General features: G+C 50.7%; 24 protein-coding genes and 1 pseudogene. 10 read left to right on the top strand and 15 right to left on the bottom strand.

Annotated elements, in window-relative coordinates; genetic code table 11:
* The first annotated feature begins 19 nt into the window (after window positions 1–19).
* From OGY33_RS19920 to OGY33_RS19905, 4 genes are all read left to right on the top strand, one after another.
* Complete coding sequence (locus OGY33_RS19920; RefSeq protein WP_048214373.1) at window positions 20–1,303, top strand: YeaH/YhbH family protein; 1,284 nt, start codon at window positions 20–22, stop codon at window positions 1,301–1,303.
* Window positions 1,304–1,457: 154 nt separating this feature from the next.
* A complete protein-coding gene (gene dgcJ / locus OGY33_RS19915) occupies window positions 1,458–2,948 on the top strand; it encodes a diguanylate cyclase DgcJ (protein ID WP_103014578.1) in 1,491 nt (496 codons plus the stop codon).
* A gap of 44 nt (window positions 2,949–2,992) precedes the next feature.
* Complete coding sequence (locus tag OGY33_RS19910) at window positions 2,993–3,496, top strand: YbaK/prolyl-tRNA synthetase associated domain-containing protein (protein WP_191238598.1); 504 nt, start codon at window positions 2,993–2,995, stop codon at window positions 3,494–3,496.
* A gap of 137 nt (window positions 3,497–3,633) precedes the next feature.
* On the top strand, window positions 3,634–4,080 hold the full coding sequence (locus tag OGY33_RS19905; RefSeq protein WP_003832453.1) for a DUF441 domain-containing protein: 447 nt from the start codon (window positions 3,634–3,636) through the stop codon (window positions 4,078–4,080).
* On the opposite strand, the pseudogene OGY33_RS19900 reads toward OGY33_RS19905, so the two are convergent.
* A pseudogene (locus OGY33_RS19900) lies at window positions 4,057–4,855 on the bottom strand (AraC family transcriptional regulator). The gene OGY33_RS19905 and the pseudogene OGY33_RS19900 overlap by 24 nt on opposite strands.
* Window positions 4,856–4,954: 99 nt before the next feature.
* Here OGY33_RS19900 and OGY33_RS19895 point away from each other — a divergent pair.
* The gene (locus OGY33_RS19895; protein ID WP_048214376.1) at window positions 4,955–6,142 is read left to right on the top strand and encodes a CynX/NimT family MFS transporter; all 1,188 of its coding nucleotides are present in this window, start codon (window positions 4,955–4,957) and stop codon (window positions 6,140–6,142) included.
* A 37-nt stretch (window positions 6,143–6,179) separates the two neighbouring features.
* Here OGY33_RS19895 and OGY33_RS19890 read toward each other — a convergent pair whose 3' ends face one another.
* Window positions 6,180–6,887: a CTP synthase C-terminal region-related (seleno)protein gene (locus tag OGY33_RS19890; protein ID WP_048214377.1), complete on the bottom strand. Its 708-nt coding sequence runs from the start codon at window positions 6,885–6,887 to the stop codon at window positions 6,180–6,182.
* A 198-nt stretch (window positions 6,888–7,085) separates the two neighbouring features.
* Between OGY33_RS19890 and OGY33_RS19885 the strand changes: the two genes are divergently transcribed.
* Window positions 7,086–7,433, top strand: a complete 348-nt coding sequence (locus OGY33_RS19885) for a DUF488 domain-containing protein (protein WP_008784512.1) — start codon at window positions 7,086–7,088, stop codon at window positions 7,431–7,433.
* Between the two features lie 7 nt (window positions 7,434–7,440).
* Here OGY33_RS19885 and OGY33_RS19880 read toward each other — a convergent pair whose 3' ends face one another.
* Window positions 7,441–7,689, bottom strand: a complete 249-nt coding sequence (locus OGY33_RS19880; protein ID WP_048214378.1) for a putative hemolysin — start codon at window positions 7,687–7,689, stop codon at window positions 7,441–7,443.
* Window positions 7,690–7,875: 186 nt separating this feature from the next.
* Between OGY33_RS19880 and OGY33_RS19875 the strand changes: the two genes are divergently transcribed.
* The 3 genes from OGY33_RS19875 to yoaJ are packed head-to-tail and all read left to right on the top strand — an operon-like array spanning window position 7,876 to window position 9,124.
* The gene (locus OGY33_RS19875; protein ID WP_136391771.1) at window positions 7,876–8,901 is read left to right on the top strand and encodes a sensor domain-containing diguanylate cyclase; all 1,026 of its coding nucleotides are present in this window, start codon (window positions 7,876–7,878) and stop codon (window positions 8,899–8,901) included.
* A gap of 47 nt (window positions 8,902–8,948) precedes the next feature.
* The gene (locus OGY33_RS19870) at window positions 8,949–9,047 is read left to right on the top strand and encodes a YoaK family small membrane protein (protein WP_032941789.1); all 99 of its coding nucleotides are present in this window, start codon (window positions 8,949–8,951) and stop codon (window positions 9,045–9,047) included.
* 2 nt (window positions 9,048–9,049) lie between these two features.
* Window positions 9,050–9,124: a protein YoaJ gene (gene yoaJ, locus OGY33_RS19865; RefSeq protein WP_095533175.1), complete on the top strand. Its 75-nt coding sequence runs from the start codon at window positions 9,050–9,052 to the stop codon at window positions 9,122–9,124.
* A 48-nt stretch (window positions 9,125–9,172) separates the two neighbouring features.
* Here the strand turns inward: yoaJ and OGY33_RS19860 are convergent, their stop codons facing one another.
* Complete coding sequence (locus OGY33_RS19860) at window positions 9,173–9,421, bottom strand: GlsB/YeaQ/YmgE family stress response membrane protein (protein ID WP_003832440.1); 249 nt, start codon at window positions 9,419–9,421, stop codon at window positions 9,173–9,175.
* Window positions 9,422–9,782: 361 nt separating this feature from the next.
* Here OGY33_RS19860 and fdhF point away from each other — a divergent pair, with 361 nt between their 5' ends.
* Window positions 9,783–11,930: a formate dehydrogenase subunit alpha gene (fdhF, locus tag OGY33_RS19855; protein WP_191238599.1), complete on the top strand. Its 2,148-nt coding sequence runs from the start codon at window positions 9,783–9,785 to the stop codon at window positions 11,928–11,930.
* 52 nt (window positions 11,931–11,982) lie between these two features.
* On the opposite strand, the gene OGY33_RS19850 is transcribed toward fdhF, so the two are convergent.
* The 11 genes from OGY33_RS19850 to OGY33_RS19800 form a co-directional block, all read right to left on the bottom strand.
* On the bottom strand, window positions 11,983–12,627 hold the full coding sequence (locus tag OGY33_RS19850) for a hypothetical protein (protein WP_191238600.1): 645 nt from the start codon (window positions 12,625–12,627) through the stop codon (window positions 11,983–11,985).
* A 218-nt stretch (window positions 12,628–12,845) separates the two neighbouring features.
* Window positions 12,846–13,028 carry a DUF1869 domain-containing protein gene (locus OGY33_RS19845; protein WP_003832433.1) on the bottom strand — a complete coding sequence of 61 codons (183 nt, stop codon included), beginning with the start codon at window positions 13,026–13,028 and terminating at the stop codon, window positions 12,846–12,848.
* Between the two features lie 3 nt (window positions 13,029–13,031).
* A complete protein-coding gene (gene yeaR / locus OGY33_RS19840; RefSeq protein WP_003030735.1) occupies window positions 13,032–13,394 on the bottom strand; it encodes a DUF1971 domain-containing protein YeaR in 363 nt (120 codons plus the stop codon).
* A 173-nt stretch (window positions 13,395–13,567) separates the two neighbouring features.
* Window positions 13,568–14,206 carry a leucine efflux protein LeuE gene (leuE, locus tag OGY33_RS19835; protein WP_048227040.1) on the bottom strand — a complete coding sequence of 213 codons (639 nt, stop codon included), beginning with the start codon at window positions 14,204–14,206 and terminating at the stop codon, window positions 13,568–13,570.
* A gap of 139 nt (window positions 14,207–14,345) precedes the next feature.
* Entirely contained in the window at window positions 14,346–14,996 is a 651-nt protein-coding gene (gene zinT / locus OGY33_RS19830) for a metal-binding protein ZinT (RefSeq protein ID WP_048226832.1), read from the bottom strand.
* A gap of 77 nt (window positions 14,997–15,073) precedes the next feature.
* The gene (locus OGY33_RS19825; protein ID WP_048226834.1) at window positions 15,074–15,589 is read right to left on the bottom strand and encodes a phospholipase D family nuclease; all 516 of its coding nucleotides are present in this window, start codon (window positions 15,587–15,589) and stop codon (window positions 15,074–15,076) included.
* A 31-nt stretch (window positions 15,590–15,620) separates the two neighbouring features.
* Complete coding sequence (locus OGY33_RS19820) at window positions 15,621–16,208, bottom strand: ATP-binding cassette domain-containing protein (protein WP_048214384.1); 588 nt, start codon at window positions 16,206–16,208, stop codon at window positions 15,621–15,623.
* The gene (locus OGY33_RS19815) at window positions 16,192–16,986 is read right to left on the bottom strand and encodes an ATP-binding cassette domain-containing protein (RefSeq protein WP_103014572.1); all 795 of its coding nucleotides are present in this window, start codon (window positions 16,984–16,986) and stop codon (window positions 16,192–16,194) included. Before OGY33_RS19815 ends, OGY33_RS19820 begins: the two co-directional genes overlap by 17 nt.
* The gene (locus OGY33_RS19810; RefSeq protein WP_048214386.1) at window positions 16,980–17,792 is read right to left on the bottom strand and encodes an ABC transporter permease; all 813 of its coding nucleotides are present in this window, start codon (window positions 17,790–17,792) and stop codon (window positions 16,980–16,982) included. Before OGY33_RS19810 ends, OGY33_RS19815 begins: the two co-directional genes overlap by 7 nt.
* Window positions 17,782–18,756 carry an ABC transporter permease gene (locus OGY33_RS19805; protein WP_103014571.1) on the bottom strand — a complete coding sequence of 325 codons (975 nt, stop codon included), beginning with the start codon at window positions 18,754–18,756 and terminating at the stop codon, window positions 17,782–17,784. Before OGY33_RS19805 ends, OGY33_RS19810 begins: the two co-directional genes overlap by 11 nt.
* The gene (locus tag OGY33_RS19800) at window positions 18,756–20,378 is read right to left on the bottom strand and encodes an ABC transporter substrate-binding protein (RefSeq protein ID WP_191238601.1); all 1,623 of its coding nucleotides are present in this window, start codon (window positions 20,376–20,378) and stop codon (window positions 18,756–18,758) included. Before OGY33_RS19800 ends, OGY33_RS19805 begins: the two co-directional genes overlap by 1 nt.
* Window positions 20,379–20,389: the final 11 nt, after the last annotated feature.

Here is a 20,389-nt window from a genome sequence, read left to right as displayed (position 1 = left end):
TTGGCAGTACGGGGGGCTTATGACCTGGTTTATTGACCGGCGTCTTAACGGCAAAAACAAGAGCACGGTAAACCGCCAGCGCTTCTTACGCCGTTATAAATCGCAAATTAAACAGTCGATCTCCGAGGCCATTAACAAGCGTTCGGTGACTGATGTGGATAGCGGCGAATCTGTCTCTATTCCGACTGATGATATTAGCGAACCAATGTTTCATCAGGGACGTGGTGGCCTGCGCCATCGCGTGCATCCGGGTAATGACCATTTTGTGCAGAATGACCGCATTGAACGCCCACAGGGCGGCGGTGGCGGTTCAGGAAGCGGACAAGGCCAGGCCAGCCAGGATGGTGAGGGTCAGGATGAGTTCGTCTTTCAGATCTCTAAAGATGAATATCTCGATCTGTTGTTCGAAGATTTAGCACTTCCTAACCTGAAGCAGAATCAGCAGCGTCAGCTAACGGAGTACAAAACGCACCGGGCAGGTTTTACCTCTAACGGTGTGCCTGCCAACATCAGCGTGGTGCGATCCCTGCAAAACTCACTGGCGCGCCGCACGGCGATGACAGCGGGTAAGCGTCGCGAACTGCATGCTCTCGAAGCGGATCTGGAAACCATCGCGAAAAGCGAACCAGCACAGTTGCTGGAAGAGGAACGGTTACGCAAAGAGATTGCCGAACTACGGGCAAAAATCGAACGCGTGCCATTTATCGACACCTTTGATTTACGCTACAAGAATTATGAAAAACGCCCCGACCCTTCCAGCCAGGCGGTAATGTTCTGCCTGATGGACGTTTCTGGTTCAATGGATCAGTCGACCAAAGATATGGCTAAACGTTTTTATATCCTGCTGTATCTGTTCTTAAGCCGGACCTATAAGAACGTGGAGGTGGTTTATATTCGCCACCATACCCAGGCGAAAGAAGTGGATGAGCATGAGTTCTTCTACTCTCAGGAAACCGGGGGAACCATTGTCTCCAGTGCGCTGAAGTTAATGGATGAAGTGGTGAAAGAGCGCTACAACCCTGCCCAGTGGAACATCTATGCTGCACAGGCATCGGACGGTGATAACTGGGCGGATGACTCACCACTGTGTCATGAGATTTTGGCGAAAAAACTGCTGCCAGTGGTCCGCTATTACAGCTATATCGAAATCACTCGCCGCGCTCACCAAACCTTGTGGCGTGAATACGAACATCTGCAATCAACTTTTGATAACTTTGCGATGCAACATATTCGCGACCAGGATGATATTTACCCGGTATTCCGCGAACTGTTTCATAAACAAAGTACGACCAGCAATAATTAAGCGACCACTTTCGGCCGAGGCTTCGGCTTCGGCTGATTACATTACCCTGTATCATGATCGTGACATTTTGCAATGGTTTATCCCGCCGCTTCGTTAGAGCGAATGTGGAGCATGTGGTAAAATCGCATCTCTAACCTATGGGCTGTAATTCATTATGAAGTTGCATCATAAAGCGCTCAGGCTCTTTATCTCAGTCAGCGTTATTGTTTTGACATCTTCTTTTTTGGTTTATGAACTCATTGCCAGTGATAAGGCAATGAATGCCTATATGCGCTATATCAATGAGAAAGCCGACTCCTCCTTTCTCTATGATAAGTACACCAATCAGAGTATTGCAGCCCATCTGATGCGCACCTTTTCATCCCCTAAGGAGCCCGCATCTGTCGAACAACAAAAAGCGTTCTGCGATGCTTTCGATAGCGTTAACGGTACACATGGGCTCAATCTCACAACGCATAATTACCTGCCATTACACGGTACGCTGCAGACCACCTCAACCAAATGCAGCGGGCAACTCGAAGACGTATTCCTGTTACCCTCTTTTGACCGGGCGGTGAACGTCAATCGCCTGCAAAAAGATTACGGGCAGGGATTAGGAACGCTGGAGTATAAATTTCGCTACTACGTCGATCTCAAGAATAACTACGTCTATTTTTATAATCTGATCGATTCACGGAAATTTGCGATACACAACTGGACATTTTTGCAAAAAGGCTCGCTGGGCATCGATCAGAATGATATTGACGGTATTTTCACCGGCCGCACGGTGATTTCCAGCATTTATGAGGATAACCTGACCGAGAAAAAGGTGATGAGCTTTTTAACCCCGGTCTACTATGCCGGTAAGCTAAAAGGCGTGGTGATGGTGGACATCAACAAAGAGAATTTAAAGAATATTTTCTATACCAGCGATCGTCCTCTGGTCTGGCGCTATCTTAACGTGACGCTCTCTGATATCAGCTCAGGTAAAGAGATCCACGTTCACCAAAGTGAGACCAATCTATTCCGCTACGTTCACTATGAGAAGGACATACCTGGCGGTATACGTATCACCCTCTCACTTGATGTTATGTACTTTATTGTCTCGTCCTGGAAGATATTCGCCTTCTATCTACTGGCAACGATATTGCTGCTGAATATGGTTAGAACGCATTTTCGCTTGTATCACAACGTCACACGGGAAAACGTCAGTGATGCGATGACAGGGCTCTACAACCGTAAAATTTTAACGCCAGCGCTTGAGCAGCGTTTGCAACAGTTGGTGAACACGGGAACGCTCGTGACCTTTATCGCCATTGATTGCGACAAACTAAAAGTTATTAATGATACGTTGGGGCATAAGGAAGGCGATCGCATTATCACCCTCCTGGCCAAAGCTATTCAAACGTCCATTCGCAAAAGTGACTATGCCATCCGCCTCGGTGGCGATGAGTTTTGCATTATCCTCATCGATCACCCCAGTGAATTAACGCCCCGCCTGCTGGAGAGGATTCGCTATAACTTACAAATTATTGCGCAAGATAGATCAATCAGCTTCTCTGTCGGGATTTATAATATGCAGCCAAACGACACCATTGATGATGCCTACAAAGCATCTGATGCACAGCTCTACCTGAACAAACAGAAAAAACGCACCGATGCGTAATTACTTTTCTGACAGGATTTTCATTGTTGTACCAGGAGTAAGTCATGACGGAAGTAAACAAAGGTAACGCAACGCACCAGCGTTTAATCTCCCTGTTGTCAGAACACGGTGCGACCTACCGCGTAGTCAGCCATGAAGCCGTAGGCAAATGTGAAGCTGTCTCTGAAATTCGCGGTACCGCACTGGGTCAGGGTGCAAAAGCGCTGGTCTGCAAAGTAAAAGGCAACGGCGTCAATCAGCATGTTCTGGCGATCCTCTCTGCCGATCAGCAGGCCGACCTGAGCCTGTTGGCCAGCCATATTGGCGGGTTGAGAGCGTCACTTGCCAGCCCGGCGGAGGTAGATAAACTGACTGGCTGCGTATTTGGTGCTATCCCACCGTTTAGTTTTCATCCGAACCTCAAGCTGGTCGCCGACCCGCTGTTGTTTGAGCGTTTTAATGAAATTGCGTTCAATGCCGGAATGCTGGAAAAATCCGTGATCATGGATACCGCAGATTACCTGCGCATCGCGCAACCAGAATTAATCCCGTTCCGCAGAGAACAATAACTGCACAAGTTAGCAGTAAAAAACATCGCTTCGTGCGTTAGCCCAAAAAAATCATAATCATTAAAAAAAGCCTGTTCCGTCACGCATTTACGCGTACAGTAAGCAGGCTTATTTTTTCTTTTGGCAAGGAAACTACGATGTTTGATGTCACTCTGCTGATCCTGCTCGGACTGGCAGCTCTGGGCTTTGTCAGCCACAACACCACTGTCGCTGTTTCAATTCTGGTGCTGATCATAGTCCGCGTTACCCCACTGAATACCTTCTTTCCCTGGATTGAAAAACAGGGCCTGACCGTCGGGATTATAATTCTGACCATTGGCGTCATGGCGCCGATCGCCAGCGGAACGCTACCGCCCTCCACGCTCATCCACTCCTTTGTGAACTGGAAATCACTGGTTGCTATTGCCGTTGGGGTATTTGTCTCCTGGCTTGGCGGACGCGGCGTTACGCTAATGGGTAGTCAGCCTCAGCTTGTTGCTGGTTTACTGGTGGGCACGGTACTGGGCGTGGCGCTGTTTCGTGGTGTGCCAGTGGGGCCGCTTATTGCGGCAGGTCTGGTCTCATTGATTGTTGGGAAGCAGTAGCCAGCCCGTTCAGATAACGGCCTGGTGTCTGTCCCAGGCCTTTTTTGAACATAGTGATAAATGCCGTGGTCGAATCGTACCCGAGCATTTGCGCGACCTGTTGTACATTGCGACCATCAATTAACGCCTGCAGCGCCAGAATCAGCTGGAGCTGGTGACGCCAGCGGCGAAAACTCAACCCCGTTTCTTTGACGACCAGGCGAGCAAGGTTACGTTCACTCATCGCAAATACGCTGGCCCATTGTCCCAACGTCTGCCATTGTGCAGGCTCTCTCGCCATCGTTGCGACCATTCTGCGAATTTTCGGGTGATCGGAAACCGGCAACTGCATTTGCTCCTGGGGTTGCTGCGGCAGTTCATCAAACAACACTTGCGTCAGCCGCTGGGTTGCCGGCTCCAGCCGTTGGGCATCCGTTTTAGATGCCAGCGCCAGAATAAGCTCCCGGCACAACGGAGCAATTTTCAGCGTGCAGCAACGATCGGGCATCACGACGGCCTGCGGCTCAATAAACAAAAAGCACAATTGCGCGCCAACGGTAACGTGGTTGCTGTGTGGAATTTCACCGGGGATCCACACCGCATATTGCGGGGGCACCATCCACATAGCATTCTCAACCTCACAGGTGATCGCGCCATGCAATGCCAGAATCAACTGGCCTTTACGGTGCTGATGCAACGGACTGAAAAGTTCATCTTCCCGGGCCTGAATACAAAACGCCACCGCCGCATCGTGGTGAAGATCGGGTTCGTATCCATCCAGCCTCAGTCCTAACATAAAAATGTCCGATTTAAGCGATAAACTGTCATTTTAGCTTGATTCATCCATTGAGTAAAAACGCTAAGGTATCGCCTCGCCTGACTATATGAGAAAAAAATGACAAATACACCTTCCTCCCGTGGCAAGAGCGCAGCATTGCTGATCGCGGGGATCCTGATGATTGCCACCACATTGCGCGTCACCTTTACCGGTGCAGCCCCGTTGCTGGATGCAATTCGCGCCGACTACGGTCTGAGTACCGCCCAGACGGGGCTTCTGACCACGCTGCCACTGCTGGCTTTCGCACTGGTTTCACCTCTGGCTGCTGCCGTTGCGCGCCGTTGGGGTATCGAACGCAGCCTGTTTGTCGCTATGCTACTCATTTGCGCGGGTATTGTGATACGTTCGCTGCCTTCACCAGGGTTCCTGTTTAGCGGCACCGCGATCATTGGTTGCGGAATCGCCTTGGGAAATGTGCTTTTACCCGGACTGATTAAGCGTGATTTTGCTCAGCATGTGGCGAAACTCACTGGCGCATACTCGCTGACCATGGGCGCGGCAGCGGCACTGGGTTCCGCCATTGTGGTACCGCTGGCGTTGAACGGGTTTGGCTGGCGCGGTGCGCTGATGGTACTGATGGCCTTTCCGCTACTGGCACTGATCATCTGGTTACCCCAATGCCGCCAGACGGCCAATGCCAGCTTGAGCAACTCGCGCGCATTACATTCCCGTGCTATCTGGCGCTCCAGCCTCGCCTGGCAGGTGACACTGTTTCTGGGGATCAATTCGCTTATCTACTACGTCATCATCGGCTGGCTGCCCGCCATTTTGATCAGTCACGGCTACAGCGAGGCGCAGGCCGGTTCGCTGCATGGTTTACTGCAGCTGGCGACCGCCGCGCCGGGATTATTGATTCCTCTCGTCCTGAACAGATTTAAGGATCAGCGCGCCATTGCCGCTCTGGTTTCATTAATGTGCGCCGTCGGCGCGGCGGGATTCGCCATAATGCCCGACCAGGCATTGCTATGGACCATCCTGTTTGGCTTTGGCTCTGGCGCGACGATGATCCTCGGCTTGACCTTTATTGGCCTGCGCGCAAGCTCAGCGCATCAGGCTGCTGCCCTCTCCGGCATGGCACAGTCTGTCGGATATTTACTGGCGGCCTGCGGACCACCACTGATGGGGAAAATTCACGACCTCAACGATAGCTGGCTGATTCCATTAGCGGGTGTCGCCGTGTTAGCGATGCTGATGGCGGTATTTGGTTTGTGCGCGGGGCGTAATCGGGAGATCGCGAGCGCATAATACACAGGGCAGGTTCGTGAACAACCTGCCCGTTTTTTTATCCGCGCGCGGCGCGCAGCATCGCCTGGACTAACGGCACGGGTTTACCCGCCAGCGCGCCACGTTCATGCTGAAAGAGTGTGCCAACATAAAATGGATGCGTCACCAGCTCAATGGCACGAATATCACCAGCCTCATCCCAACCGGTCACCCGAAGATCGCCGCTTTCAAGCTCGGCGGCAAAATCCTCCGATACGCCATAGTTGCAGTGATATCCCTCGGTGATAACATCCCGCCCGTAGGCTTTGGCAATCAGCGTATTGGCCCGCAGCTCAATATCATCCGTTTTTTCTACCAGCGAGCAGGTCAATGGTGCTATCACCATCCGACCCGTGGTGTCAGTCTCGGCGTGGGCGGCGTCGCGCCAACCCAGCACGTTGCGGGCGTACTCCAGAATTGCATGTTGAAAGCCGCCGCAGGTACCCAGGAATGGGATGCTGTTTTCACGCGCGTAGCGTATCGCTATCAGCGCCCCTTCAAGATGGCGATATGGACTGCCTGGAACGACCCAGATGGCATCATAGCCAATCAAGTCCTCACTGCTGTTGATATCAGATGTAGTTAGCCAGTCATAATCAGCCACCAATTCCAGGACGGCGGCAGCATCATCGATAGCAAGGGGAATAGCCTGGTGCGCCACAATATCGGGGCTGTAATCGCCCACCAGCGCAATGCGAAGCGTATCTTTAATTGGGGAAATTTCCATTAAGCTTTCCTTGTGTCCTGACAATAAGGGACAGCATAAGGAGCCTCAGCCTACCGACTTTTTAGTGGTATCACAATCCCTTAAATTGGGAGTCAGGGTGGGCAAAATGCTATAATGGTCACGTTTTACGATCTTATTTAACCATAATAAAATCGATGAGCAATACCTGAGCGGTAGCTGAAAGGAGCGGATGAAGAGATGAAGATTCAGTGTAAACGTGTGTATGACCCGGCAGAAAAAAGCGATGGTTATCGCGTGTTAGTCGACCGATTGTGGCCACGCGGGATAAAAAAGACTGACCTTGCTTTCAACGAATGGAATAAAACGCTGACGCCATCTTCTGAATTGCGCAAAGCATTCCACGCAGAACTGATCGATTTTTCACACTTTTCCGAGCAATATCGCGCAGAGCTGGCCCAACAGCAGCAGGAAGGAAAGCGCCTCGCAGAGATTGCCCAGCAGCAAACCTTAACGCTACTGTATGCGGCGAAGAATACCCAGCAAAACCACGCGCTGGTGCTCGCTGAGTGGCTACGTCAATGCTGACCGCGTATTACTTGGCCGTTGCCGGATGATCTCTACGCCAGAGTGACCATTCATCAATCACTTCCCCGTTGGGTAGTTTGCAGTCAGACTTAACACCTTGCGGAGTCTGCACCGCAATCAACGAGCCGCCCTTTTGTTCGCAATACACCGATGCTGGATTCGCCATGCCAACTTTCGGTGGCACAGGCGCTTCCGGTTCCGTGGTACACCCCGCCAGCACCAGCAAGCCGGGCAAAACAATAGATGCCAGTTTCATATTTACTCCTGTTAAAAACCTTATCCTGGCAGGTTACCCCGACTTTCCATCTATCTCCATGTTTTCCTGCCAGCTATCCATTTTATGTTTACATTCTGAGCTGGATGGCGTGTTTCATCTTTCACCTTGATGTTCTATCATGCGGGCAACGTCAGCCCAGTCATTACTCAGGAGCATTTACATCTCATGTCGGACATGATCCTTGCCAGAGTCTCACAATCCTTAGCCACGGAGCAGTCTGTTGAAAGTCTGGTTCGGCAACTTCTGGAGATGCTGGAGATGGTGACTGAGATGGAATCGACCTACCTGACCAAGGTCGATCTGGATGCCCGTCTGCAGCATATTCTGTATGCGCGTAATAGCCGCCAAATGCAGATCCCCGAAGGGCTATCCGTGCCGTGGGATGAAACGCTGTGCAAACGCGCTATTGAGGAAAACTGTCTGTACAGTGACAACGTGCCCGCACGCTGGCCGGAATGTACCGCCGCTCGCGCACTGGACATCACCACCTTTCTGAGCACTCCCGTTCATCTTCCCGACGGAACGTTTTACGGAACGCTCTGCGCTACCAGTCGCCAGCAGCAGGCATTGAGCCAACGTGGAGAACAAGTATTACATCTGTTTGCCGGTCTGATCGCCCAGTCGATTCAAAAAGAGTCGCTGGTTGCTCAGTTACGTGAAGCGAACGCCGCGCTGATTGCTCACTCCTACACTGATGCCCTGACAGGGTTACCGAATCGGCGCGCAATTTTTGAAAATGTGGAGACCCTTTTTTCGCTTGCCCGTCACCTCAGGCAGAAGATAGTTGTCGCCTATATCGATTTGGATGATTTCAAATTGATCAATGACCGCTTTGGCCACGAGGTTGGTGACCAGTTCCTGATCCAGATTGGGCAGCGCCTGCTCCGTGAATGTAGTGATAATGACATTCTCGGTCGACTGGGCGGCGACGAATTTTTAGTCGTTCGCCTGTCAGCGGAAGATGAACTTGATCAGCTTATGCGTCTGCAGCAGGTGAAAAATCAGCTGCAACAGCAGATTTGCGGTGACTACCACCTGGGTGACATTCATCTGTTTTATCCTGGTGCCAGCCTGGGTGTGGTGGAAATTGATCCGCTGGAGACTGATGTAAACTGTGCGCTTCATCTTGCAGACAGCGCAATGTATCAGGATAAAAAGCGTCAGGATAAAACCCCTTTTGTCGTACATTAAGCCCTGCTATGCTGGCTCGTCTTTAAATAACTCTGGTAGATAATCGTATGCGACTCGGTATTATTTTCCCTGTCATTATTTTCATTTCCGCTGTCGTTTTCTTATCCTGGTTTTTTATTGGCGGCTACGCTGCGCCGGGAGCATAACGATGAAAAAAACAACGATTATTATGATTGGCGTGGCGATCATCGTGGTTCTGGGCACGGAACTGGGGTGGTGGTAACCAAAATAAAGGCCACTTCTCAGTGGCCCCTATTGTCTGTATGTTTACTTAGCTTTTGATTTTTCTGTAGATAAACAACACCACAATCGCACCGATAACCGCTACGACGAAACTGCCGAAGTTGAAACCATCAACTTTACCAAAACCAAAGAAGGTACTGATCCAGCCACCCACTACCGCACCGACAACCCCTAAGATAATGGTCATAAAGAATCCGCCGCCATCTTTACCCGGCATAATCCATTTTGCCAAAATCCCAGCGATAAGACCGAAAACCACCCATGAAATAATGCCCATAATTTTCCTCACTTATGTTTTTAAATTAACGATTCACTCGTTGTATAAAAGCATAGCATAGCGCTGAAAAATTAAAATTTGTGATCGTCATCACTTCATATTTTCATCTTTTTCCGATGTTTCATAAGGTTATGACTGCTGACCGGCAGGCTAAATTTTTGCCGCTCCTCGTCATTAATGTCGAATCGTCAGTCATTATGCTTAACACTTTTGCCGTCAGCCCCGTTATTGCTGGGTTTTCACTTCTGGCACACTTTATGCTTAAACAACCCGTCGCTACGACAAATCGTAGTCCGCGGTGCTTATCGCGCGGCTGCGTCTACAATTCGCGCTATTTCAGCATTTAACAGGTCTGTTATTGATGAAAAAAATCACCAGTGTTTGCCCATACTGTGGGGCCGGGTGCAAGCTCAAGCTTGTTGTCGAAAATAACAAAATCATCCGCGCCGAAGCCGCAGAGGGTGTAACGAACCAAAATCAGTTATGCCTGAAAGGCTATTATGGTTGGGACTTTCTTAACGACACCCGCCTTCTGACTCCCCGTCTGACTCGCCCGATGATCCGTTATGAAAAAGGTGGCAAATTCACGCCCGTTAGCTGGGATGAAGCCATTCGTTACACCGCTAAACGCTTATCTGAAATCAAAAATACCTATGGTCCTCGCGCCATCATGACGACAGGTTCCTCCCGGGGAACAGGCAATGAGACCAACTACGTGATGCAAAAATTCGCCCGTGGGGTGCTCAATACCAATAATGTCGACTGCTGTGCCCGTGTCTGTCACGGTCCTTCCGTTGCCGGTTTACAGGAAACGCTGGGCAATGGCGCAATGAGCAACTCCATCAGCGAGATTGAAAACTCAAAATGCCTGCTCATCTTTGGTTATAACTGCGCGGACTCACACCCAATCGTGGCCCGACGAGTGATTAAAGCTCGCCAGAATGGCGCAAAAATCATTGTCTGCGACCCACGTCGTATTGAAACCGCCCGTATTGCTGACCAACATTTGCAGTTGAAAAACGGTTGCAACATGGCGCTGGTTAATGCCTTTGGTCATGTTCTTATCGAAGAGCAACTCTACGATCGCGAGTATGTGCAAAAGCATGCGGAAGGGTTGGAAACATACTGGGAAACCGTTAAGGACTATGCGCCTGAAGCCGTTGAACATTTGACCGGCATTCCCGCACAGCAGGTTCGTCAGGCAATGCGTACATTTGCCGCAGCACCATCGGCAACCGTAATGTGGGGGATGGGCGTCACCCAGTTTGGTCAGGCCGTTGATGTGGTTCGCGGTTTGTCGAGCCTGGCGTTGTTGACCGGGAATCTGGGTCGCCCTAACGTCGGCGTTGGTCCCGTTCGCGGGCAAAATAACGTGCAGGGAGCGTGCGATATGGGGGTGCTACCTAACCAGTTCCCGGGGTATCAGGACGTGACCGATTCCGCCGTCAGGGAAAAATTCGCCAGCGCATGGGGTATTGACGTTAATCAGATGGATGACAAGGTTGGAACGCGCATCACTGAAGTTCCACATCTGGCTCTCGAAGGCAAAATAAAAGCCTACTACATCATGGGAGAAGATCCGCTGCAAACCGAGGCGGACCTGGGCCTGGTTCGCGAAGGGTTTAACGCGCTCGATTTTATCGTCGTGCAGGATATCTTCTTGACTAAGACAGCGGAAATGGCCGACGTCCTCCTGCCGGCCACCTCATGGGGCGAACATGGCGGTGTCTTTACCTGCGCCGATCGTGGCTTCCAGCGTTTTGAGAAAGCGATTGAACCCACCGGTGATGTAAAGCGTGACTGGGAGATTATCAGCCTGCTGGCCAGCGAAATGGGCTATCCAATGCAGTATCAAAATAACCAGCAAATCTGGGATGAGATGCGCGAGCTGTGCCCGCTGTTCTACGGCGTGACCTATGAGAAAATGGGGGAAATGGGGCATGTTCAGTGGCCGTGCCCCGATCTCGATAGTCCTGGTACGCCGTACCTTTACGCGCACAGCCAGTTTGATACCGCCAACGGCAAAGGCAAACTGTTTGCCGCACCGTGGCGAGCGCCCGCAGAAGTTCCGGATGACAATTATCCGCTGGTGTTGTGTACCGTGCGTGAAGTTGGGCATTACTCCTGTCGCTCGATGACCGGTAACTGCGCAGCGTTACAAGCGTTGGCTGATGAACCAGGATATGTGCAAATCAATACCCATGATGCCGAAAAACTCGGTATCCGTCATCGTGATCTGGTGTGGGTCAGCTCGCGTCGGGGTAAGGTCATCAGCCGTGCGGATGTATCCGAGCGTATCAATTCCGGAACGGTGTATATGACCTATCAATGGTGGATTGGTGCATGCAACGAGTTAACCCAGGATAACCTCGATCCAATCTCGAAAACGCCGGAAACCAAATATTGTGCCGTAAATATCGAGCACATTAGCGATCAGAGATGGGCTGAAAAGTATGCCGCTCAATCGTATAGCGACATGAAATCACGCTTATGTGAGGCCATTGCGTAATTCCCCACCCTCGCCACCTGAGTCTGGATACCCAGACTCAGGTTTTATCTCATTACTTTACCAGGTGTGGTTCACTGAAGCTGATGGAGGCAGATTCCTCCTGCATATCCCGCTGCATAAAACCGAGGTTCATCAGAAACAGGCCAGCCATAAACGGTAGTTCGTACAATTCTTCAATCATATCGCCATATTGGACATTGTGCAGGAAGATGGGAGCCAGCAGACGATGATGCTCTACCGTATCGGAAATCAAAAATGCGCAGGCGGTGATCGTCAGCAGCCAGAGCGGTAGCGGTTCATTACGCACGCGTCGGACAATATCCAGGCGTAAGCGCTTCGACAACAGCACCGGCAGAATAATCATGGAAATCATTACAACAGAGATAGCTCTGAACAGAAGTCTAGGCTGCTCCGGGAAATAGTCACGGCCCCAACTGGTGCTTCTCCCCAGCAATACCAACCACCACACGGCTGCCCAAAGCCAAAATTGCTTCTCGCCTTCAGGGCGTGATAAAGGCCGGATATAGCCAAGGGTAAATACGGCACCAAACAGTAGCCATAGCGCCTGCCCATTTTCGATCCATCTGACGACAGTGCCGTTAAGCAGCGGAAGATTCCAGTTCGCGGTGAACGGGATCGCCACAATGACCAGTCCTAGAATAAGTGTGGGGAATGTAATTTGGGTATTCAGTTTCATAAGCGCGATGTTCTGTATTGTTACTGTTTTGCGATCATAACTCCTGTGAATGATCGACAATTAGCATTCAATGCGAATTTCTTAAGGTATTCTTAAGAAATCTTTTTTCGGACATCACTACGTTCAACACAAATAAAAAAACCGCACGGCGCCGTCAAAACACTGTGCGGTTAGTACATTAAAATTCTGTGTATTCAATCAGTAAGAGTATTTAACGCCTACCATCCGCAGACTTCATGCTCATTCTCGGTATCGTACGAACGAACGGTATTGACCAAGTCTTTGACCACTTCAGCTGCCACATCTGGCACCAGTAATGTCATCGGCGCTTCTGTTTCATAATCAACAGAAACACCGTTACTGTTATTGGTCACGGTTACGGTATAGGTTGCTTTGCCCATGATTTACTCCTTGCCGGTGCGCACGACTTTTCGTTGATTTGCACTCTCCATCAGAACTTCCGGGGCAACGAAAAAATCGATATTAAAGTAAGTGTCGTCGGTCATCACTTCGATGTTATGCCATTTTTCCGGCGGAAAAACGCCAAACTGACCGGCTTCAATAACCATCACCTCTACTGGCTCCGGACTGTGTTCATCGGCGTATCCGAGATATTTGACCGCCCCCTGCATAACCGAAAGTCGTGGATAAACCCCGGCACGAGTTCCTTTATCAAGGTGGCGTTCGAAAATTCCGGCAGGCGCAGTTTCTTTGTTCCAGAATGGTGTAGAGCGTGTATGGATATGATTCTGTGGAATTTGAAGCATTTTTCTTCCCTTTTCCAGTCGACAACCAGCGAGTCTTATTGAATCGCTGCTGTACACAGGGTACGCCTCAAAATATACATTTAAAATACCATTTATTGGTTATAACCCTACAATTATAAATGAAAAGCAAAGCGTCATATTGAAGGCCCGCCGCAACCAGCGGGCCGATAGCATCACGACTGAAGCGTGGCCAGACGAGCGGCAAAACCAACGAAAATCAGGCCGATTAAGGAATTACCCACTTTGGCCAGTTTTTTCTTCGTGCGAATATACTGCGTCACGAACGCGCCGGAGAAAATAAGGAAGCTCAGATAGAAAAAGCTCACTACTTCAAGCGTAATGGCCAAAATAAAGAATGACAGCCCTGAGTGCGGTGCATTGACATCAATAAACTGCACGAAGAACGAAACATAAAACAAAATAGCTTTGGGATTCGTCAGGCTTAGAATTAATGCTCGCTTAAAAATAGCGCCAAACGGGACTTCCTCGGCCGCAGCATCGCTTGCTTTCGATTTCAGTGTCGCATACAGGATCTTCGCACCAAGGTACAGCAGATAAAACGCGCCAAGATAGCGAACGATATTGAACAAAACGGGCGTTGTTTTGATCAATGCGGCAACACCGGCATAGGCCAAAAACATCAACACGGCATCACCGATAAACACACCGCTTGCGGCGAGATAACCCCCCTTCACTCCCCGACCGACGCTGTTCTTCAACACAAATATCGTATTTGGCCCCGGAACCAGCACGATAAAAATAGCTCCCACCAGATATGTCCAGTAATTCAGAACTCCATACTCTGCGAACACGTTAACCTCTTCCTGAAAAAACACATGCACTTGCTGCGATACAATATGCTAACGAATGCATCGGGTGATGGAAAGAGAAGGTTATGAATTAAAAAACCCGCCACTGGTGACGGGTGTGTACAGGTAAGGTTAGCCCAGATTAATGGTGCAGCATCTCATCCACAACCTCTTCTCCCTTCAACTGATAAGGGTAATAGGTAGGCCAGTTTTCCATCTCTTCAAGCAAGGCTGCCTGCGAGGTATTTCCCATAAAGATATGGAAGTGGCTCGATTTACGCGGAGCGATAATATGATCGCTAAATTGCACATATTTAGGCGCTTTGCTGTCAGCGGCTTTACACTCAAACAGATACCGTACACCTTTCTTGCCTGATTTATAATTCAGGATCTTATATCCGGCGTAGTCGTATTTACATGATGCAACCTGATTCCCGGTATGAAACTCCATCACGCCATTTTCAATACCGATAGTGTCTACGTTGGTTGCATAGCCTGTACGGTAATACGCTTTGATTTGTTCTGCCGTTTTGCTTTTATCTTTCTCCGCTTTCTTTTTGAATACTGGGTCAAGTTCGCCGCTGACCAGATACGGATAAACAGATTGCCACATGCCATCCCAGTCGGTCAGCGTCCTGTTCTGCACCTGGTTATCATCAAATACCCCTTCCGACGCCTTTTGTTCTGCTTCACTCATTGGCGCACCATGGGAATGATGACCATGCGCCAGAACCGAACTACTGACTAAAAGCATCCCCAGAGCGATTGTCAGTTTCTTAAAACGAATAGCCAAAATTTCACCCTCAAATCATTTGCGAGTGAAATGTTATAATATAACATCACATTTAAATCAACGGCGTTGTGAAGCATTTAACCGCTCTGGTGCGCGATTTTCCAACGGCTGTCAAAATGGGCCTGATACTGCGCAACAACGGCAGGTTCGTCACGAATAACTAACACATTTTCAGAGTTGGCAAATTCCGCGGATTTGGCAAAGTTGAACGAACCGGTTTCCAGCGTGTCGCCATCAATAATCATTACCTTGTCATGCTGGATGTGGTAGTGACCATCCAGTTGCACATCAACCCCATTCGCGGCAGCAAACGCGATGGCCTTCTGGCTAACCTTGCCCTGGTTACGTTTCTTATCGATAACAGCCCGGACCACAACGCCTCTCTTTTCAGCGTTTACCAGGGCCTGAACAATATCTGCAGACTGAAATGAATAAGCCATCATATCGATGCTGTACTGCGCATGGTTAATTGAATCCAGCACTAAAGCCCGAGCCGACCCTTCCGGTGAAAAACCCACCTGAATGGAAGCATGTGCTGCAAAAGCCCCCGCCCCGTACATTAGCGCAGCCACAGCGATAGTTTTTACGATCACGTTAGTTATTTGCCTGAAATGCGAAAGAGACCTAAGAGAGTAGCGTCCGCGTGCAGATCTGATCAAGCAGCGCCTGCTGATGGCTGATAATCAGCATGCCTAATGGTCGACGCTGGCATTCTTCGAGCAGCAGTACCCAGATATCTCTTTGAATGGAAGGGTCGAGCTGGGCGGTAATCTCATCGGCAATAAGAAAACGGGTACGCGGGTCCAGCGCACGAAGTATGGCGATTCGCGCCAGTTCACCACCAGAAAGCTGTCCAGGGCGACGGGTTAACCATTCCGGTTTGATATGCAGGCGGGTAAGGATTTCTGCGCCAGGCCGCCAGGCGTCATGCACCGCATCGCCGGTGCTGCGTCGGGGGTTAAAGGTTAATTCCGGATGCTGTGGCACCAGTTGCACCGGGCAATACTGGTGCATCGGCAAAGGTTGATCATCAATCAGAATGTCACCGGAAGTTGGTTTCTGCCAGCCCGCCAGCACGCGTCCCAGCGTCGTTTTGCCCGTTCCACTGGGCGCACAAATCCCAATACGTTCTCCAGGGCGTAGAGAGAAGGTCAGATTTTGCCACAGAACCTTTTCCCCCTGACAGATTGTTACATCACGACAGCACAGCATCGCGCTCTCCAAAAAGTTGATTTCTTTCAGGCAGCGCCCGCCATTGTCGTTGCAGGTGTTCGCTAATCTCTCCGCGCAACAGCTGTTCCCGGCTGACGTTATCCGACACCCTTCCCTGATGCAGCGCGACAATACGATCCGCATGGCGGGCCGCCAGCGTGAGGTCATGCGTTACCCATAAAACGCCAGCCCCTTGCTCACATTGCTCACGCAACTGTTCAAGCAGTTGATTAGCGAGAGGTGCATCAAGCCAGGCGGTAATTTCATCCGCCAGAATATAGCGAGCCTGACTCAGAGACGCATGACAAGCCAGAACACGTTTTGCCATACCGCCTGAAAGCTGGCGCGGAAAAGCATCTAATACGCGACTTTCCAGTCGGCTACGCTGGAGCAATCGTTCAATTTTTCCGGCATTCCATTGCTGGTCAGAAAGCTGGCATGCCCTGCGCAGATGCTTTTCAATCGAGAGCAGCGGGTTAAGTGCCTGAATACCTTGCGGGACGTAGCTGAAGGTATTGCCACGACATTTGCGAATGTCATCACTGTCCAGCGTTTTACCTTCCAGGGTAATAACGCCGTTGAAACGCAAATTGTCTGGTAAGAGATCGAGCAGACATTGCAGCAACAGGCTTTTACCTTCTCCACTTCCTCCAACTAGCGCCACCATCTGACCAGGCGCTACGTCGAAAGAGATATCCTGCAACAGCGAAGTCCAGTTTTTCGCGCCGTACCAGCGATAACGCGCCACGTCCAGTGAGACCTGCCTTAAACTCAACATGCGTCACCTCGTAACCATAAACGATGCACCGCCCTTGCGAGCTGATCGAATAACATCACCAGACTGAACAGCATCAGTCCTGGAAACAGCACTAACCACCAATCACCATGACTGATAAACCTCAGCGCATCCGCCAGCAGCAGGCCCAGCGACGGTTCATGCGGTGCCAGTCCAAAACCGAGGAAGCTTAACGCCGCGCTGTGTAACACCGCATGGGGAAACATCAGCAATGTCCCGGTTAACCACTGGGGTAACAACGCTGGTAGATAGTGATGCCGCCAGCAGTAAAAATGGCCGTGTCCCAGACGCCAGGTCAACGTCAGATAGTCACTGTGGGCCACGCGCTGCGCTTCAGCACGCAGGATCAGCGCCAGACGCGGCCAGTGCGTTAGTGCAACCGCCATGATTACCCCGTTTTTCCCGCCGCCCAACGTAAAACAGATCAAAATAAGCAACAGCAGATGCGGCATCGATAGCATGGCATCAGTAATCAGACGCATAAGTACATCCAGACGCGGATGTATGCGCGAAACCGCCGCCATCATTAACGCAATGAAACCGCTGCACAACGCCGCACCAATACCAATTTGCAGACTGGTTAGTGCACCCTGAAAACAACGGACCCACAGATCTCGACCGAGGTTATCGGTGCCAAACCAGTACATCGCATCAGGTGGAAGATGACGGGCAAGCAGATTAACGCTCAACGGGTTATCCAGCATTGCGGCACCATACACTGCAATGAATAACAGGCAGCTAAAAGAGAACAAAAGACGAATTAGCGTCGGCGTCGGGTTATAGAGCATCAGGTCGCTCCAGAGCACGGTTCAACATACGGACAAGCCAAGTAGACAGCGAATTGCCAATGAACACCAGTACGGTACTGAACAACACAATCCCCATCAGTAACGGCAGATCGCCGCGTAACCCGGCATCAATAGTGGCCTGCCCCAGACCTGGATAAGCAAAGACTTTTTCGGCCAATAGTGCACCTCCCAACAGTTCTCCCAGTGAGGCAAACTGCAAACACAGCGCAGGCGTAATTGCATGACGCAGAACCTGATGGCGTAACAGTGACCAGCCTTTATCTCCCTGGGAACGCGCAAAACGGACAAAATCACTTTTCATCACGCTGGCGATGCTTTCCCGTGTATGCAGCGTAATTTGTCCCAGTCCCAGCAAACTGAGCGCGCAAACGGGAAGTACCAGATGGCGCAGACGCTCAGTCAGCGTCGCCATATCGCTGCTGTTGCCCGGCTCCCACGCGCAGCAGACCGGAAATACCGGCCAGCGCACGGCAAATAACGCCAGCAGCAACATGCCAATCCAGAAGGTCGGCAACGAGGAGAGCAGATAGCTGAGGCGACAGATTGCTTTGTCCGGCCAGCGATTCAGGTAGCGACCCGCGACAAACCCCATTGCCGTTCCCAATATGCCGGAGAGTAGCCACGCGCCACCAAGCAGCGCAAACGAGGTGGAAAAGCGTTCCTTGATCACGCTGGCAACCGGCGCATTAAACAACATGGAATAGCCGAGATCGCCCTGCAATACACGAACAAACCAGTGACCAAAACGCTCCCATAGCGGCTGGTCCAATCCCCAGCGAGCAGCAATGCGCGCATATTGCTCCGGCGGCACATGCAGGAGATCGTTGCCGATATAAGCGCGAATCGGATCGACTGGAGAAAAGCTGAGCAGCACAAAAGTGCCAGCCGCAACCAGCACTAATAACACTATCAGCCGTAGAAAATGGCCCACAACAGACTTCATCAACGGCAGGTCCAGGTCCAATCGTCCAAATTATTGAGCAGTGACCAGCTACCGTGAATCTCCGGTGCGCCTTTGCCTAAATCAATACACGGATTTGCCAGGTAGGTGTGCTGAATATTCAACAGCCATGCCCAGGCAGCATCGCCCTGCACGCCAGCCCCTTGCTTACCATCCCACTCCACCTGTTGCCAGAAAGGTAACGCTTTTTGCCAGTCTGGGGCGTCGATAGCCTGTTTAAGGTGCTGTTCAACAACAGGATTGCTGTAATAACCTGGGTTGTAATATTCCACGCCCGCGGCCTGATTACTGTAATGATGGAAAAGCTCCATCGGATCCAGGCTTCCCCAACCAAATAGTGTTGGGTTCGCATGCATGTGACGCTCAACCGTTTCCCAGCTTCCTGATTGCAGCGAGATCTGAATACCCACCGGCTCCAGCATTGCACGTACGGCCTCAGCTAAATCCCGGCGCGTACTGTCACCGCTGGCGTACCATAAAGTCAGTCGAGCCTCTTTGCCGTCTTTCACTCGCACGCCATCTTTACCTACCTTCCAGCCGGCTTCTTCCAGAATCGTACGTGCTTTTTCGCTATCACCATCTTTGAACGCAACGGATTGCCCCTGCCATGGCAGCCCTTGCACTGCGCTATATGCAGGAATCGCATGACCTTCCATGACCTGATCGGCAAGCTGCTTACGGTCGATGGCATAGTTTATGGCGCGCCTGATGGCAACATCGGCAGTGATATCGTTCCCAATCGGATAGCCATTGGCGTCTTTTTTACCTGCAGGAACCATCGGGAACACAATGCCCCGGTTTTCCACGCTATCGCGTACCCAAAGTTTCAAATTTGTCTGCTGAGGAGCAACCGCCATCGACGGCGCGATACGTACGAGTCCCAGTTGGCCACTGCGCGCTGCGGCATAAGCGTTATCTTCATCAAGGAAGACAAACACCAGCTTACTGAAATCATTTTTCTTACCGGCATACCAGGGGTTAGCCTCCACGATCAACTGCTGTCCCGGCTGAAAACTCACCAGTCGATAAGGACCCGCGCCAATCGGATTTTTGGCAAATGTTTTTTCGTCATACCGTTTCGCCGGAACAATACCCAAAGAACCCAGCACATTCACAAAGGTGCTCTGTGGGCTATTTAGCGTAATTTCTACCGTGCGATTATCTTTCAGGCTGGCATGGGTGAAGTTTCCCATGTCGATTTTGCCGCCGCTTTTTGCTGCTTTGTTATAGGTGAACACCACATCTTCAGCGGTTAGCGGGGAACCATCAGAGAATTTAAGGTCAGGTTTTAACGTCAACGTCCAGGTTTTGCCGTCTGCGCTGGTCTCTACTTTTTCCGTCAGCAGGTTTCCCCAGCTCATATCTGCATTTTGTTTTAATAATGGTGCATGCAAAAGCAAATAGCTGCCATGACTCCAGCCCAGCATCGGGTCAAACCCTTCCGTTGGTTCTGGTCCAATTGCCAGTTTTAACGTCTGCCCTTCGCTCGCATTTTGCGCGGCAAGAAGTGGTGAGGTTAATGCGAGAGTCAATGCGCACGTAAGCAGTGCCAGCTTGCCTTTGATCATTATGATATCCAGATTTACGTTATTTTTATGCCGCATAACGATTTACC

It is taken from the genome of Citrobacter sp. Cpo032, assembly GCF_030332975.1.
Lineage (GTDB): Bacteria > Pseudomonadota > Gammaproteobacteria > Enterobacterales > Enterobacteriaceae > Citrobacter > Citrobacter portucalensis.
This window is presented reverse-complemented; position numbering and strand designations above follow the sequence as displayed.